This is a genomic window from Mycobacteroides franklinii, from assembly GCF_002013895.1.
Classification (GTDB): domain Bacteria; phylum Actinomycetota; class Actinomycetes; order Mycobacteriales; family Mycobacteriaceae; genus Mycobacterium; species Mycobacterium franklinii.
In genome coordinates this window covers 334,558-350,229 of the sequence record NZ_MAFQ01000003.1, presented here as the reverse complement: position 1 = coordinate 350,229, position 15,672 = coordinate 334,558, and the positions used below count along the sequence as shown (strand labels likewise).

At 63.7% G+C, this 15,672-nt stretch carries 14 protein-coding genes; 12 read left to right on the top strand and 2 right to left on the bottom strand.

Translation table 11 applies throughout. The annotated features are described in order from the left end of the window. Window positions 1-244: 244 nt before the first annotated feature. The 7 genes from B4393_RS05590 (at window position 245) to B4393_RS05560 (ending at window position 8,404) form a co-directional block, all read left to right on the top strand. Window positions 245-940 (top strand): TetR/AcrR family transcriptional regulator, encoded by a 696-nt coding sequence (locus B4393_RS05590; protein ID WP_078333263.1) that lies wholly within the window; start codon window positions 245-247, stop codon window positions 938-940. Between the two features lie 210 nt (window positions 941-1,150). Continuing rightward, complete coding sequence (locus tag B4393_RS05585) at window positions 1,151-2,005, top strand: metal-dependent hydrolase (protein ID WP_078333356.1); 855 nt, start codon at window positions 1,151-1,153, stop codon at window positions 2,003-2,005. Window positions 2,006-2,034: 29 nt separating this feature from the next. Beyond that, window positions 2,035-3,606, top strand: coding sequence for a flavin-containing monooxygenase (locus B4393_RS05580; protein ID WP_078333262.1), 1,572 nt, complete (start codon window positions 2,035-2,037; stop codon window positions 3,604-3,606). Further along, complete coding sequence (locus B4393_RS05575) at window positions 3,603-4,553, top strand: SDR family NAD(P)-dependent oxidoreductase (RefSeq protein WP_078333261.1); 951 nt, start codon at window positions 3,603-3,605, stop codon at window positions 4,551-4,553. Before B4393_RS05580 ends, B4393_RS05575 begins: the two co-directional genes overlap by 4 nt. Before the next feature lie 4 nt (window positions 4,554-4,557). Continuing rightward, window positions 4,558-5,442: a metal-dependent hydrolase gene (locus B4393_RS05570; RefSeq protein ID WP_078333260.1), complete on the top strand. Its 885-nt coding sequence runs from the start codon at window positions 4,558-4,560 to the stop codon at window positions 5,440-5,442. A gap of 53 nt (window positions 5,443-5,495) precedes the next feature. Further along, on the top strand, window positions 5,496-6,566 hold the full coding sequence (locus tag B4393_RS05565) for a PDR/VanB family oxidoreductase (protein WP_078333259.1): 1,071 nt from the start codon (window positions 5,496-5,498) through the stop codon (window positions 6,564-6,566). Window positions 6,567-6,580: 14 nt separating this feature from the next. Then, window positions 6,581-8,404, top strand: a complete 1,824-nt coding sequence (locus tag B4393_RS05560; RefSeq protein WP_078333258.1) for an SDR family oxidoreductase — start codon at window positions 6,581-6,583, stop codon at window positions 8,402-8,404. Window positions 8,405-8,420: 16 nt separating this feature from the next. Here B4393_RS05560 and B4393_RS05555 read toward each other — a convergent pair whose 3' ends face one another. Continuing rightward, on the bottom strand, window positions 8,421-9,191 hold the full coding sequence (locus B4393_RS05555; RefSeq protein ID WP_078333257.1) for a class I SAM-dependent methyltransferase: 771 nt from the start codon (window positions 9,189-9,191) through the stop codon (window positions 8,421-8,423). Between the two features lie 270 nt (window positions 9,192-9,461). On the opposite strand from B4393_RS05555, the gene B4393_RS05550 reads away from it, so the two are divergent. The 3 genes from B4393_RS05550 to mca are packed head-to-tail and all read left to right on the top strand — an operon-like array spanning window position 9,462 to window position 12,485. Beyond that, complete coding sequence (locus tag B4393_RS05550) at window positions 9,462-11,030, top strand: flavin-containing monooxygenase (RefSeq protein WP_191988856.1); 1,569 nt, start codon at window positions 9,462-9,464, stop codon at window positions 11,028-11,030. Beyond that, the gene (locus B4393_RS05545; protein ID WP_109558388.1) at window positions 11,020-11,565 is read left to right on the top strand and encodes an SRPBCC family protein; all 546 of its coding nucleotides are present in this window, start codon (window positions 11,020-11,022) and stop codon (window positions 11,563-11,565) included. The genes B4393_RS05550 and B4393_RS05545 overlap by 11 nt, the downstream gene beginning before the upstream one ends. A 47-nt stretch (window positions 11,566-11,612) precedes the next feature. Then, on the top strand, window positions 11,613-12,485 hold the full coding sequence (gene mca / locus B4393_RS05540) for a mycothiol conjugate amidase Mca (protein WP_078333256.1): 873 nt from the start codon (window positions 11,613-11,615) through the stop codon (window positions 12,483-12,485). 41 nt (window positions 12,486-12,526) lie between these two features. On the opposite strand, the gene B4393_RS05535 is transcribed toward mca, so the two are convergent. Further along, window positions 12,527-13,342: a hypothetical protein gene (locus tag B4393_RS05535; RefSeq protein WP_078333255.1), complete on the bottom strand. Its 816-nt coding sequence runs from the start codon at window positions 13,340-13,342 to the stop codon at window positions 12,527-12,529. A 34-nt stretch (window positions 13,343-13,376) separates the two neighbouring features. On the opposite strand from B4393_RS05535, the gene B4393_RS05530 reads away from it, so the two are divergent. Both B4393_RS05530 and B4393_RS05525 read left to right on the top strand, forming a co-directional pair. After that, a complete protein-coding gene (locus tag B4393_RS05530; protein WP_078333254.1) occupies window positions 13,377-14,324 on the top strand; it encodes a Ppx/GppA family phosphatase in 948 nt (315 codons plus the stop codon). 57 nt (window positions 14,325-14,381) lie between these two features. Beyond that, window positions 14,382-15,659, top strand: coding sequence for a hypothetical protein (locus B4393_RS05525; protein WP_078333253.1), 1,278 nt, complete (start codon window positions 14,382-14,384; stop codon window positions 15,657-15,659). Window positions 15,660-15,672 lie beyond the last annotated feature (13 nt).

The window sequence follows — 15,672 nt, the reverse complement described above, 5'->3', positions numbered from 1 at the left end:
TTGTCAGGGCGCATTCGGGCGCCGTCACAACCCATTTCATTAGCTGAACGACAGGTCGAGGAAATATCACGAGGTCGGGCAGAAGTGCTGCATACCTATCTCTAGAGAGCCCGAGGTCCTGGACTTAACGACATTTGTTTGCTGAAAGTATTGTTGAGTTTGCCCGCCGGGGATGGGTCTTTAGACTCTCGATACCTGTACCTGGTGATATGCGCGCCGGGGAGTCGGGTAGTCGGTCTACGATGTGGGCGTGTCAACGCAGGTGTACCCGGAGCGCGGCCTTCCTGAGCTGACCGGTGACGCCCGCGTTGACCGGTGGCGAGAGCATCGCGCGAAAGTCCGAGCGGAATTGGTCGAAGCCACTCTTCATGCGATCGATGAGCTTGGTCCGGATCTGTCGATCGACGATGTCCTGAAGTCCGCGGGTATCTCGCGGCCCAAGCTGTACCGCTTCTTCACCGACAAGGAAGCCCTCTTCGCCGCGGTGGCGATGCGGGTTCAGGAGTTGGTCGTCGAGCAGGTGGTATCAAATATCGACCTGTCCGTCTCGCTGCTCGAACTGTTCCGCACGGGCATGGCGGGTTACGTCGACCTCGTTGATGAGCGACCCAACTTGGTGCGCTTCCTGTTGAGCGTGCAGTACGCGAATGCGACGTCGCTCATCGAGAGCGGGCGGCCGTTGTCCGACGCCATTGCGCAGTTGGTGGGGTCGGTCTTCAGCTCCCGCGGTGGCAACGCCGACCACATCGAATACGTCATCGACGCGATGTTGGCCTCCATGGGTATTGCGGTGTTGCGCTGGTTCGATGAGCCCGTGATCAGCAAGGAAGCTCTCGTCGACGAGTTGGTGGTGTACGTGTGGGGTGGGCTGGCGGCATCGGCCAAGGCGCGGGGTGTCGAGCTCAATCCCGACGATCCGGTCCTCCTGCCTGTCGACTGACTTCTCGCCCGCCCGGTCCTTCTCGGCCCGTCCGATGGGCGCTTTCTTTCCTTCCTTGTCGCGCGGGGTCGAACACTGGCTGTTTCAGTGATTCCTTGAGCTGATTTCACCTACCGCGATGTATTGCGCCCCGCGCCGCCGCGGTCTTATGGTGTACTCCAGGTAGTACTTTGAGTACCAGTAACTTCTTGTCACAAGGGAGTGATGAAAATGGTAAGCCCGGCTGCGGTGTACCCCAAGACCCGGCGGATCCGATTCCGCTTCGGCGACGACGGCAAGGCCCACAAGTACTTCGTGGAAGACGACATCGTCTACAGCCATTTCGTCGCGGGGCTGTCCGGCGGTTTCCCGCCTGGGGAAGAGGGATTCATCCGTTCGGTGCGCAAATTCTCCGACCAGATCACCGATCCGGTACTCAAGAAGCGCGTGGCCGGATTCATCGGGCAGGAGTCAGTGCACGGTCAAGAGCACCGTCGGGTCAACGAAAAACTCGTCGAGATGGGTTACCCCATCGCGTGGTGGGATTCGAAGAAGCAGGTTGACCGCCTGATCCGGTTCGAGAACATGCTCCCTCCGCGTGCTCACCTGGCGTTCACCGCGATGGCCGAACACATGACCGCAATACTCGCCGAGCGGACGCTCGGCAGTGAGGAAGTGCAGGCCATTCCGGGTGACCCCGAGGTATGGCATCTCCTCAACTGGCACGCCCTGGAGGAACTGGAACACAAGTCGGTGGCCTTCGACGTGTACCGCGCGGTAGGCGGAACCGAGACGATGCGGATCGGTCTCATGCTGGTGGCGATGACCATCGTCCCGCCGCTGACGCTTGGCATCCTCGCCGGCTCGCTGCTGTCCGATCCGGTGGCGAGGCGTCAGCCCCGCCGGCTGCTCAGGGAAGCGCGGGGGCTCTTCGGCGGGCCGCTGTTCAAGGGAATCTTGAGTGACGTCCGCCAGTACTTGCGGCCCGGCTTCCATCCCGACGACATCAACACCGGAGAACTGCTGGACCGTTGGCAGCAGGAGCTTTTCGGTAGCAAGGGCATTCTCGTCGATCACCTCAAGTAGCCCGCGACACGTCAAAGGAGACGCGAACCGTGAGCAGTGCCGCACGGCGTTCAACGACGGCTGAACTGGAACAACCCGATCACGAGGTAGCGGTGATCGGGGCCGGATTCGGCGGAATCGGAACTGGTATCTCTCTGCAACGCAAAGGGATCCACGATTTCATCATCATCGACAAATGGGATCAGGTGGGTGGCACCTGGCATGCGAACACCTATCCCGGGGTGGCGGTGGACATTCCGTCGGTGGTGTACAGCTTCTCCTATGAGCAGCGTGGTGATTGGTCGCGTCTGTTTGCGCCGGGGGAGGAGCTACAGCACTACGCCGATTCCATGGTGGACAAGTACGGGCTACGCGACAAGCTGCGGTTGGGGACGAGTATCACCCGCGCGGAGTTCGACGATCGAAACAGCCTGTGGCGATTGACCACCGATGGTGGCAAGGAGATCACCGCCCGGTACTGCGTGATGGCGGTCGGTGGCCTGGAACGCCCGAAGATGCCCGACATCCCGGGCGTGCACGATTTCGGCGGGGTACTGCTACATACCGCGTTATGGGATCACGATGTGGCGCTCGCGGGTAAGCGTGTCGCCGTGATCGGAACGGGGGCAACCTCGTTGCAGCTTGTTCCCGCCATTGCCGCCCAGACACGTCATCTCACGGTCTTCCAGCGCACACCAATCTGGGTGGGCCCAAAATTCGACGTGGAGATAGGGCCACTGGGCCGGATGATTCTGGGAAATAAGCAGATTCGTTCGGCCATCCGATCGGTCGCGACGGTTGGCATTGAGTTGGCCATGAGCGGTCAGGTGGCCGGTCCGGCGTGGCTGATCAACGCGGTCAGGCGCGCGGGTGAGGCGCCGATGCGCCGATGGATGCGCAAACAGGTTGATGACCCGGTGATCCGCGAGAAGCTGATTCCGCAGTACGGGTTGGGCTGCAAACGTCCGTCGATGTCGAACGAATACCTCAAGACCTTCAACCGTGGCGACGTCAGTTTGATCACCGAATCGATCGAATGCGTCACGCCCAACGGAGTACGCACGGTTGACGGTGTCGAGCACGAGGTTGATGTGCTGATCTGTGCGACGGGATTCAAATTGTGGGACAAGGGCTCGGTGCCGCCTTTCCCCGTGCGAGGCCGTGGGGGGCAGGAACTCGGCGAGTTCTGGGACAGGCACCGTTTCCAGTCCTACCAGGGAGTTTCGGTACCCGGGTATCCCAATATGTTCTCCATCACCGGGCCGTACGGATTCGTCCTCGGGTCCTATCTGTGGATGATCGAGGCCACCTCGGCGCACCTGGCCCGTGCCATCGCCGAGACCAAGCGTCGCGGGGCCACCGTCTGCGAGATCCGCCAGGATGTCCACGACGAGTACTTCCGGAAATGCTTGAAGCGGCAAGAGAAGAACTTCCTCTTCACCGACGTGTGCGCCGGGTCCAACACGTACTACCTGGACCAGAATGGCGATTCACCGTTCCGGCCGACGACCCACGGCGAAATGTATTGGCAGAACCGCCACTACGACCTTGACGTGTATCACTATTCGGCGGGGTCGTTGGTACCGGAGACCGTGGCATCGATAGCGGGGGAGAGCGCGTGAAGAACAACTCGCTGGAGCCTCGTCTGGTGGTGGTCACCGGGGCGGGCAGTGGCATCGGTCGGGCCACCGCGATCAGATTCGCCAAACGCGGAGCCCACGTGGTCGTCTCCGATATGGATCTTGATTCCGCGCACGCCACCACCGCGATGATCCGGGCCAATGGAAACGGGGCATCGGCGGCGCAATTGGATGTCACCGATCCGGACCAGTGGGAAACCTTCGCGCGGGATGTTCTTGCCGATCATGGTGTGGCCGATGTGCTGGTCAACAACGCCGGAATCGCCTTGGGGGGACCATTTCTGAAACTCACCCCGGCGGACTGGGATCGACTGCTCTCGGTGAATCTCATGGGGGTGGTGCATGGGTGCCGGGTGTTCGGCGAACAGATGGTGGAACGCGGTAGTGGTCATATCGTCAACATCGCCTCGGCCGCAGCCTTCACGCCGACCCCGGTGATGGCGCCGTATTCGGTGTCGAAGGCCGGCGTGAAGATGCTCACCGAATGCCTGCGGCTGGAGCTGGGGCCGAAAGGCGTTGGAGTCAGTGCCATCTGCCCGGGATTCATCAACACAAACATCGGACTGAACGGCATAACCGTCGGCGTCGACCAGGAGATGGTCGATCGGGGCAAGGAAATCATGCGCCGGATACAGGAGTTCGCGGCCAGTCTGCCTTTCTCGCCGATGAGCCCGGATTTGGTAGCGCGTGCCGTCACGCGTGCGGTGCGTTACGACCTTGCGGTGGTACCGGTGCGCACCGAGGCATGGCTCGGGTATGTCCTGGGACGACTCGCACCGGGAATCAATCGCCGCACCACACAAGCATTCTCGATCGAGCGTGCCGAGCGATGGGGAGGCTGGGCGCTCGGCAAGCTTGACGACCTGAATCTGCTTCCGCGTCAAGGCGGCGTCGAGGAGGCCCGAAAGCCTATGACGGTACGGAGGTAGGCAGATGAATGACACCGCAGACATCGGCGAGGTCGCGTTGCGCGCACGCAACGTGAGGTTCGACTTCTCGGATTCCCCATTGCAATGGATCCCTGGCGAGCCGGTGGCCTCCCACGCACTATCGGCGCTGAATTTCATGCTGCCCGCCGGCGAGCTGTTCTTCGTCGAGGTGTTCGGCCGGGCGCTGCCGCACATCAGGGACGAGAAGTTGCGCGAGGACGTGATTGGTTTCATCGGGCAAGAGCAGTTGCACTCCGATACACACGATAAGGCGCTACTGGAGTACTTCAGCCAGCACGGTATCGACGCCCAGCCAATGCACGATCTCACCGACCGAGTGCTCGCCACGTTCAAGCAGCAGATGGATCGGCTCCCACCGAAGGTGCGCTACCGGGTAATGGTCGAAGGCATCGCCATCATCGCGGGCATCGAGCACTTGACTGCCACAGCGGGAGATTGGTTGCTCAACTTCGAATTCGAGCACTACGGGGCTGACCCGGTGATTACCGACATGTTCCGCTGGCACGGCGCGGAGGAGGTCGAACACCGCAGCGTCGCCTGGGATCTTGCGCGGCACCTCGGGGTGGGGCGCCCGCGGATGATGGTGTACTTCATCGGTTCGTGCGCAACTATCCCCATGGGTCTGGTGCTGCTCAGTTGGCTGCTTGCGCGCGCCGACCCCGAGGTGCCGAAGATGAGCCTGGCGCGCTGGCTGCGTGAGACCAACCGGGCGATGAAGCGCGGCGCGACGTTGAAGTGGAGTGTCCTGGGGGAGGGTTTCCGAAGTTTCCTGAGGCCTGCGTTCACTCCGGAATCCATCGGTGATACCGCGCAGGCGGTTGCCTACTTGGCCAAGTCTCCTGCGGCCAAGGCGGCGGCCGCGGCATGACGCGAACGCTTCCGATGGCGGCCCCTCCGGGCCGCCATCCTCTCCGTTGGGGCATGAAGGTTCTGGAGGTGGTGGGGCCGACCGCTGTCGCGGCATTCGGGAAAACACTGCCCGCGGTGCTACGGCTGAGTCCGCTGTTGGGGCCCATCCGTCAACCCACATGGGTGGACCGGTCGTTGAACCTGGTGGTGCGGGAACGTGTGGTGGTCGCCGCCGACGAGGATGTGGTCGCCTTCACGCTCGGCGCGCCGGACGGCGGCGAGTTGCCGAGGTGGCGGCCGGGAGCGCATCTGGATGTCACGCTGCCCTCGGGCGCCGTGCGCCAGTACTCGCTATGTGGTGACCCCCGCGACCGGTATCGGTATCGAATTGCGGTGCGGCGCATCTTGGATGGCAACGGCGGATCGATAGAGCTCCATGACAGGGTGGGCGTTGGTGACACCCTCGGGGTCAAGGGGCCGCGCAATGCGTTCCCGCTGGCCACCACCGGACACCTGAATACCGATACCCGCCAGTTCCATTTCGTGGCGGGCGGAATCGGAATTACCCCGATATTGCCGATGCTGGCGGCGGCCACGGACTTGGGGCTGCCGTGGACCATGACGTATACCGGGCGCAGCAGACGATCCATACCCTTCCGTGATGAGCTGGCCGGGTATGGCGAACGGATCACCATCCGCACAGACGACGAGGACGGGTTGCCGGCATCCGCCGATCTGCTGCCGCCGCTGCACCCTGATCTCGCGGTGTACTGCTGTGGCCCCACGGCGATGCTGAAGGTAGTTCGTGATGCTGTCGCCGAATACCCCGGAGCCGAACTGCATTTCGAACGATTCTCGGCGCCACCGATCGAGAATGGAGTGCCGTTCCAGGTGCAGCTGGGTGCGGGAGGTCCCGTGCTGGAGGTCGGGCCGGAAAAGAGCGCGCTGGAAACAGTCCTCGCGGCCCGGCCCGGCACACCACACTCCTGCAGGCAGGGCTTCTGCGGAACGTGCAAGGTAAAGGTGCTCGCGGGCTGCCCCGATCACCGCGACAACCTCTTGACCGAAAATCAGCGCGCCGAAGGCCAGATGCTCCTATGCGTATCTCGGGCCGACGGCGGGCGCCTGGTACTGGACATTTGAGAACGGAGATATGGATGACTCTCACGACCGAGCGCGCGGACGGCGCGACAAACAATGGTGTCACCGAACATGTGGTGCGCAACGGAGATATCGACGTCGCGTACTTCATCCAGGGTAATCCCGACGGGGAGACCATCCTGCTGGTGCACGGGTGGCCCGATTCCCATCACCTCTGGGACGGGGTGGCGCCGCTGCTGAGAGATCGCTTTCGGCTGGTCGCCATCGACAATCGCGGCGCGGGAAAGAGCACGAATCCGAAGAGCTTCCGCGACTTTCGGCTTACCGAGATGGCCAGTGATTACGTCGCTGTTGCCGATGCGGTGAGCCCGGACACGCCGGTGCACGTCCTCGGACACGACTGGGGCAGTGTCGCGATGTGGGAAGCCATCTGCAATCCCGATGTGGAACATCGATTTTCCTCATTCACCTCCGTCTCCGGGCCGTCTGCGCATCACATGAGCCGGTGGGTGCGTTCACGGCTTGGCAACCCGACGCCCAAGAATCTGGCACTGGCGCTGGGGCAGATCGGTTCGTTGCTCTACATGTTCGGTTCGATGACTCCCGTCCTACCGAACGTCCTGTTGAGGCTGACCATGAGAGAAAAGCTCTGGCGAACTGGGCTATCACTGGCCGAAGGTGCCCCTGTGAACGAGATACACCTGGGGCCGACGTTCATGAGCGATATCACCAGAACGTTGCGGGTGTACCGCGCCAATGCGCTACCGGCCATGCTGCATCCGCAGGATCGGCACACCAGGGTCCCCGTTCAGGTCATCGTGGGCAGCCGCGACCCCGCGGTGCGCCAATCCAACTATGACGACGAACTCAAGTGGAACCAACAGACGTGGCGGCGGGTGCTCGATGGCGGCCATTGGCTGCCGTTCTCGCATCCACAGGTGCTCGCGGCGGCCGCCATAGAACTCATCGACGCGGTATCGGGCAAGCAACCCGGCCGTGCATTACGGAGGGCAGAAATGGGAAAGAACCGCAAGCCGTTCGAGGACCAACTGGTGGTCATCACCGGAGGGGGCAGCGGTATCGGTAGGGAGACGGCGCTCGAGTTCGCCCGACAGGGCGCCGAGGTGGTGCTCTCCGACGTCAATCTGGACGGTGCCAACGACACTGTCGCACTCATCGAGCAGGCTGGTGGCGTCGCGCACGCCTACCGGCTCAATGTGGCCGACGAGGAAGCCGTCAATGCGCATGCTGAGGAGGTCGTCAGACTTCATGGTGTGCCCGACGTACTGGTGAACAACGCCGGCGTCGGGGCAGCCGGTGGGTTCTTGGACACGCCCTCGGAAGAGTTCCGCCGCGTCATCGAGATCAACCTGTTTGGAGTGGTCAACGGCAGCAGGGCATTTGGCGCGAAGATGGCCGAGCGCGGCCTCGGCGGCCACATCGTCAATCTCTCCAGCATGGCTGCCTACAGCCCGCAGAAGGCTTTCACCGCGTATTCGACGAGCAAGTCGGCGGTGTTCATGTTCTCCGATTGCCTACGCGCCGACCTGGCGGCGCACAACATCGGCGTCACCACCATCTGCCCCGGTGTGGTGCACACCAACATCGTTGCCACTACCAAGATTTCGGGTGTAGATGCCGCGGAAGAGGCACGGATGCAGCAGGCCGGCGACAAGGCGTATGCGATGCGCCGTTACGGTCCCGAGAAGGTTGCCCGGCAGATCGTCAGCGCGGTGCGTAAGAACAAGCAGGTCGTGCCGGTGACACCCGAGGCGCGGCTGCAGTACCTCAACAACCGGCTGGCTCCGGGGCTGACCCGTTACTTCGCCAGCAAGGCGGGCATGACCGACCTCATCAAGCTGGTGCCCAACAAGAAGTAACGGACCGGTCCCGCCGCTAGGTCGCGATCCGGAGAGCGGCCGCGCGGCGGGCCCGGATGAATTGTCCTTGCCCGGTCAGTGTTTGGTCGATCTCGGTCCACCCTTGAGCGTGCAGCCAGCCGGTGACTTCATCGCGCCGGAACGCGCGGAAGCCGCCGACACGCATCGCCCGGGTGACACCGGGCAGTGATGCCGCCGGAGTCCACAGGGATGTGAAGATCACGATCTCGCCGTCCGGCCCCGCCACCCGGCACAGTTCTCGCACGGCCTGCTCGGGGTTGGGGATGAGGTACAGCGCGGCCAGACACACCACGGTGTCGAATGCCGCGTCGGCAAACGGCAGTGCGTGTGCGCTCCCGCGTATGTAGTCGACGTGTTCCGCCGAGTTATCGCGCACCGCCCGCCGTAGCATCGGGCCGGAAAGGTCCAGACCGATACACACGCCGTCGGTTCCGAGCTGGGCGGCGAGTTCGCGTGTGTACAGGCCGGGACCGCACGCGACATCGAGGATCTTGCGATCGCCACGGCCTGCGATCTCGTCCATCAATGCGGTGTGGGCCTTGAGTGTGCTCTTGCCGCCATAGCTGAATCCTCGGGTGAACATCGGCCGCCAGACACGCTCGTAGATCGCGGCCAACAGCGGGCTCTGCATGAATCGGTTGGCCAGGGATACCGGCTCGTCGCTTTCGGGGCCGAGCACATCGAGATAGCCGTGGTTGCGTTTGGGCGGGTGTGTGATCCGCGTGGGGTCAATCAGTGATTCGGCCAGTCTCGGATCCTGCGGCATGCCCACGGCGCCTCCCGGGTCAACATCGATTGTGAATTGCGTGGAACGGATAGTACCGGCTACTGCAAATCACGCCTAGGCCCTTGAGTGTGGGAGTTTGCGCAGCGTGGGCGTCCGTGAATGTCTTGATATTTAGCGAATGGCGTGTCAGTCTATTAAATATCCTGGACTTGCCGGGTCGGTGAGTCAGCTCGCGGAGCCTGTGCCCGCTCAGGCCGTCCAGGGAGATAGGTCCCGAAAAAATAGAAGGGAACGTGGGTGAAACGAGCCATGGACGTGGTCATGGGATTGCATGACGAACCCGATTACGAGGTGGCGATCATCGGCGCCGGGTTGGGTGGCATCTGCGCGGCCATCAAGCTGCTCGAGATCGGTATCGAGAACTTCGTGATCATCGACCGCGACCAGGACTTCGGCGGCACATGGCTACGCAACACCTATCCGGGGGTCGGCGCCGACATCCCGGTCGTCGCCTATCAATTCACCTTTGCCCCTAAGGGGGACTGGCAGCGATTTTTCGCGACCGGATCCGAGATACAGCAGTACGCACTGGATCTGGTTGCCGAGCACGGACTGCGTGCACGTGCGAGATTCGGGACATGCGTCGACCGTGAGGTGTTCGACGAAGACAACCATCTCTGGCAGGTGCATACCGCCGATGGTGACGTCATCTCGTCGAGGTTCCTGATCAGCGCAATCGGCGCCTACATCAATCCGCGTACCGCACCGGACATTCCAGGTCTGGACAGCTTCGCGGGGCCGATCCAGGTGCCGTCCCGGTGGCAACACGACATCGACATGCGCGGTAAGCGCGTCGGCATTGTCGGTGTCGGTAGTTCCACCGTGCAGATCGCTCCGGCCATCGCCGGTGAGGTGGAACATCTGGACGTATACCAGCGGACACCGCAGTGGTACTTCCCGAAACCTGATTTCCGGCTGCCGAAGCTGCTGCAGCGGCTGTTGTCCGGACGCAGGTTCGCTAACGGTGTGAACGGGATCGGTTTGGCCGGAGTCGAACTCGGCCTGCGTGTGCTGATCTACACACCGAAGCCGTTGTTCCGGGTGGGTGGGGCGATATTCGACCGGGTGGCGTTGTGGGCATACCGCGGCTGGTTGCGGTACAAGGTGGATAGTCCAGAGGTCCGGGAGCAGCTGCGCCCACGGTTCGGCGCGGGATGCACGCGGGGCACACTGGGCGCCGACTACCTGCCGACGTTCAACCGGCCGAATGTGACGCTGGTGTCGAACGGTATCGAGCGGATCACCCCGACCGGCATCGTGGACAAAGCGGGCGTCGAGCGCCCCATCGACGTCCTGGTCCTGGCCACCGGGTACGAGATGTTTTCCGATGCCGAGACCTACCGGGTGGGAACTGTGCTGGGTACCAAGGGGTTCGACCTCGCCGAGTTCTATCGCGACAACGGGCTGCAGGCCTACCAGAGCACCTCGGTTCCGGGGCTGCCCAACAGGTTCATGCTCGTCGGCCCGTACTCGTGGACGGGCACCAGCTTCCACTACATCCTGGAGAACTCGATGCGCCACATCGAGGCCGTTATCAAACTCGCCCGGGCCAGGAAGGCCACCTGGGTTGAGGTGACCCAGGTGGCCCTCGACGATTTTCAGGCCAGCATCTCCCGCAGCGGTGCCAACCTGAATCGGTACTTCACGGTGAACTGCGCCGGATCAAACAGCTATTTCATCAACTCGCAGGGCCACACGCCTTATGTGCGGCCATGGACGGTCTTGCAGTCCTACCGGCGCAGCGTCCAATTCCCCTCGACCGCATATGAATTCAAGCGGATAAACAGCCCGGTGAAGGAGATCGAACATGCGGTTTGACGCGGTGCCCATTGCGGCCGACGGAGTCGAGGAATTCTTCGCGACGGCGCCGTTCGTGACCCGAGTCCGTCGCACCTTCGACGCGCCGCCCGAGGAGGTGTGGCGGGTGGTGTCGGGCGAGCGGATGTGGTCGTGGCTGCCCTCGGTCTGGGGCTGCCGGTACCCGCAGGACATCGCGCCGACGGACGGCACCGTGCGGGACTTTCAGATGTATATCCACTCCTGGATGGTGTTCGCCCAGCACGAGCAGATCATTCATTTCGATGCGCCCCGCGTGATGCGGTACACGGCGCTGGACGCCACCTTGCCGGTGTTCGGCTCCTGGTGTGAGGAGTACCGGGTTGTGCCGGAAGCCGACCCCGGCAAGGCGACCGTCGACTGGACGCTGTCTTGCGCGCCGCGATACCTGACGAACATCCCTGGCTCGCGGTTCCTGATCCGCCCGGTTGCCGCCATCCTCCAGCCCATCTTCTGGTTCGGTCTCGGCGGGCTGGCCCGTGAACTGCCGGTACGCGGGCCACAGCGCACCAGCTGACCCCGGCCGGGAGGTGCATTGCCGGTGCGTTGTGGTCCACTGACACGATGCGGTTGATGGCGGTGCACGCCCACCCCGACGACGAGTCGAGCCGCGGCGCGGCGACCCTGGCCAAGTACGCGGCCGAGGGGCATGAGGTTCTCGTCGTGACGGCCACCGGCGGCGAGCGTGGTGACATTCTCAACCCGGCGATGAACCTGCCGGGAATCCACGAAAACCTGACGGATGTGCGCCGCGAGGAAATGGCACTTGCCGCGAAAACCCTTGGTGTCGGGCATCACTGGCTGGGCTTCACCGACTCCGGCCTGCACCTGGACCCGGGCCTGGTACCGGCGGATGGTTTCGCGCGCGTGCCGCTCGCCGAGTCATCGGCACGGCTCGTCGAGGTGATCAAGCAATTCCGGCCGCACGTGATGGTCACCTATAACGAATGCGGTGGTTATCCGCACCCCGATCACATCCGCTGCCATCAGATGGCCGTCGCGGCCTACGAGGACTGCCCGAGTGTGGCCAAGCTCTACTACTTTCACGAAATCGTCCGAGTGACACCGCGGATGGTGAGGATTGCGGGTCGGGCCGAGCGAGTCATCAGCCGTATCCCTCGGCGCACATCCAGCGCAGCAGCACCCCGCGATCTGCGGCTGGGGGAGGTGGCGGTACCCGGCTGGGTGCGGGCCTCGAGCGTGCTCACACAAAGAGTGCGGGGTCGTCGCGCGACAACCGAGGTCGCGTGCGGCGACTACTTCTCCGTGCGCGACAGGGCACTGCGGGCTCACGCGTCGCAGGTCGACCCCAACGGCCCGTTCTTTCTGGTGCCGTGGACCTGGCGTCAGCACCTCTGGCCGACGGAGAAGTTCGAGCTCGCGCGGAGTCGTGTCGCAACCACGGCACCCGAGACCGACCTCTTCGCCGGTCTCTAGCGGCGAGCATGCCCAAGCGGATTGGGCGGCACGCCCGGGCGCTAGTGGGGCGCTGCGGCGACCGTCGCCGGATGTATCGCGATCAATCCCAGGCCCTTGCGGCGCTTGCACATCGCGGCCAGCTCCGCATAGGCCTTCTCGCCCAGCAGCTCCGTCAACTCCGGGGCGTACGACTGCCACACCTGCTTCTTGCCGACGTGCGCCGCGGGATCTCCCGTGCAGTACCAATGCAGGTCGGCGCCGCCCTCGCCCCAACCGCGCCGGTCGTACTCGGTAATCGTCGTCTTGAGAATCTGCGAACCATCCGGGCGGTCCACCCAGGCCTGCGTCCGCCGGATCGGGAGCTGCCAGCACACCTCGGGCTTCATCGTCAACGGCTCCACGCCGAGCTTGAGCGCCTTGGAATGCAGGGCGCAACCGATCCCGCCGGCGAAGCCGGGACGATTCAAGAAGATGCACGCGCCCTTGTACTTGCGTGTGCGCCAGTGCTTCTCCCCGTCGAGATCGTCCTTCTCCAGGTAGCCCTTGCGGCCCAGCCCCTTCTCCCGGAATTGCCAGTCCACATCGGTGAGCTGTTTCACCGCGTCGTCCAAATTCGCCCGGTCGTCGGCATCCGACAGGAAAGCGCCGTGCGAGCAGCAACCGTCGTCGGGGCGTCCGGCAACGGTGCCCTGGCACGCCGGGGTACCGAACACACAGGTCCAATGTGACAGCAGCCACGTCATGTCGGCCTTGATCAAATGCTCCGGATTCTCCGGGTCGTAGAACTCCACCCACTCACGGGCGAAGTCGAGCTCTACCTCTTTGCCGTCGAGGGAGGCGTCACGCCGATATGGCTGTTTTGGCAGCGTCGTCACAGATGTAAACGGTAGACCCACTAACCTGTGCAGCGTGCGATTAGGCGTGCTGGATGTCGGCAGCAACACGGTGCACCTGTTGGTGGTTGATGCCCGACGGGGTGGTCACCCCACACCCATGAGTTCCACCAAGGCGGCGTTGCGTCTGGCGGAGGCCATCGACGAGTCGGGCAAGCTCACCCGCAAGGGGGCGGACAGCCTCGTGCACACCATCCAGGAGTTCTCCAAGATTGCCCGCAGCTCGGGCTGCGCGGAGATCATGGCGTTCGCCACCTCGGCGGTGCGCGATGCCACGAACTCCGATGAGGTGCTGGTCCGCGTCAAGAAGGAAACCGGCGTGGATCTCGCCGTGCTCTCCGGCGTCAACGAGTCGCGGCTGACCTTTCTGGCGGTGCGCCGCTGGTACGGCTGGAGTGCGGGACGCATCATCAACCTCGACATCGGCGGCGGCTCCCTGGAGATGTCCTGCGGAGTCGACGAAGAACCCGACATCGCGTTGTCCCTGCCCTTGGGGGCCGGCCGATTGACGCGGGAGTGGTTGGCCGAAGATCCGCCGGGACGTCGCCGCGTCGCTATGCTGCGTGACTGGCTGGAATCGGAACTGGTCGACGCCGCCAAACAGGTGGCGGCGGCCGGGGTGCCCGATCTGGCCGTAGCGTCTTCGAAAACGTTTCGGTCGCTCGCGCGACTCACCGGTGCTGCACCTTCCGGCGCAGGACCACGTGTTAAGAGGACACTTACAGCAAGCGGACTGCGCCAGTTGATCGCGTTCATCTCGCGAATGACGACCGCAGACCGTGCGGAGTTGGAGGGAGTCAGTGTCGACAGGGCGCCTCAGATCGTCGCCGGAGCACTCGTTGCGGAGGCAAGCATGCGTGCTCTGTCGCTAGAGGCGGTCGACATCTGTCCGTGGGCTCTGCGCGAAGGGCTAATTCTGCGCAAGCTGGATAGCGAAGCAGATGGCACCGCACTCGTTGACTAAAACCCGTCCCCGGAGCCGCAGTGCCGGCGACATAAGCCTCGGACGGTAGGAGAGGACATGACCGAGTCAGACGACACGCAGCGGCCGGTATCGGTTGCCGAGCTGCTGGCGCGCAATGGCGCCGCCGACGGCAAGATCAGCGGCCACCGCCGCCGCATGCGCGGCAATGCTGACGCGATCCCGGTGGCCGAGCTGACCGGTGAGATCCCCGTCATCCGTGACAAGAAGGGCGGCCGGGCGCGCCCGAACCCGGCACCCACGCCCGAAACCGCTGTTGCGCCCGAGGCGGCCAAGGCCCCGGAAGCTCCGGCCCCGTCGGGGGCTCGTTCCTACCTGCGTTCCAACGAGGATGCGCTGTTCGGTGGCGACAGCATGGCCGACGAGGCGGCGCGTCGCGGCCCCAGCACGCCGTCGGCACCGGGACAGCCTTCCGCGATGGCGTCTTCGCTTCGCAGCATCTTCCCGCCGACCCCCACACCCGTCGCCCGGCCCGGAGAACCGCGGAAGTCGATCGACTTCAATGACGCCACCGGTGTCATCTCCCCGGTCACCGGCGAACCCAAGTCCGAGCCGGCGCCCGCACTCAAGCCCGAGGCGGCCACGCCGGCACCGGCGGCCGAACCTGCCCCGCCTGCCGTGCCCATCCCTCCAGTGACTCCGCCTCCGTCGGTGTCTGTCCCCGCGCCCGTCGAGCCGGAACCCGAGCTCGCGCCTGTGCCGGAGCCTGAGGCGGTCGTGCATCCGCACGCAGAACCGGAACCGGAAGCCCATCCGGAAGTCCATCCGGAAGTCCATGAGGATGGGCACGACGACTACGCGCGGCACGAAGAAGACGACCCGTACGGACGCGCCTCGGCCGTCGAGTGGACCTCACACGACGCCGAGCACGATGTCGAGGGCGCGGAGAACGACTACGACGAGAACGACTACCAACTGGAACATGAGCTTCAGGAGCTCGTCGGCCAGCACGGGGCCGACTCCGAGGTCAGTCAGCTTGCCGCGGCCGACACCGACAAGAGGTCCGAATCCGACACTGCCGCGGCCAAGGCCGACCGCCGGGAGAAGATCAAGACCTACCTGCAGGGCAGCTGGATCGCCGCGCAGTACCTGCTGGCCGCCGCCGCGGGTGCGGGCCTCTTCTTCGGATTTCGGGAACTGTGGAGCTGGAATCAGGGCATCGCGTTGGTCCTGGGTGTGTTGTTCATCGCAATTCTGGTCGCCTCACTGTGGGTGATTCGCAAAACGGTGGACCTGGCCAGCATTCTCATCGCGATTGTGGTGGGAGCGCTGATCGCCTTCGGCCCACTTGTACTCATGCTGCAAGCGGTTGATTAGGTAGCGTTACCGA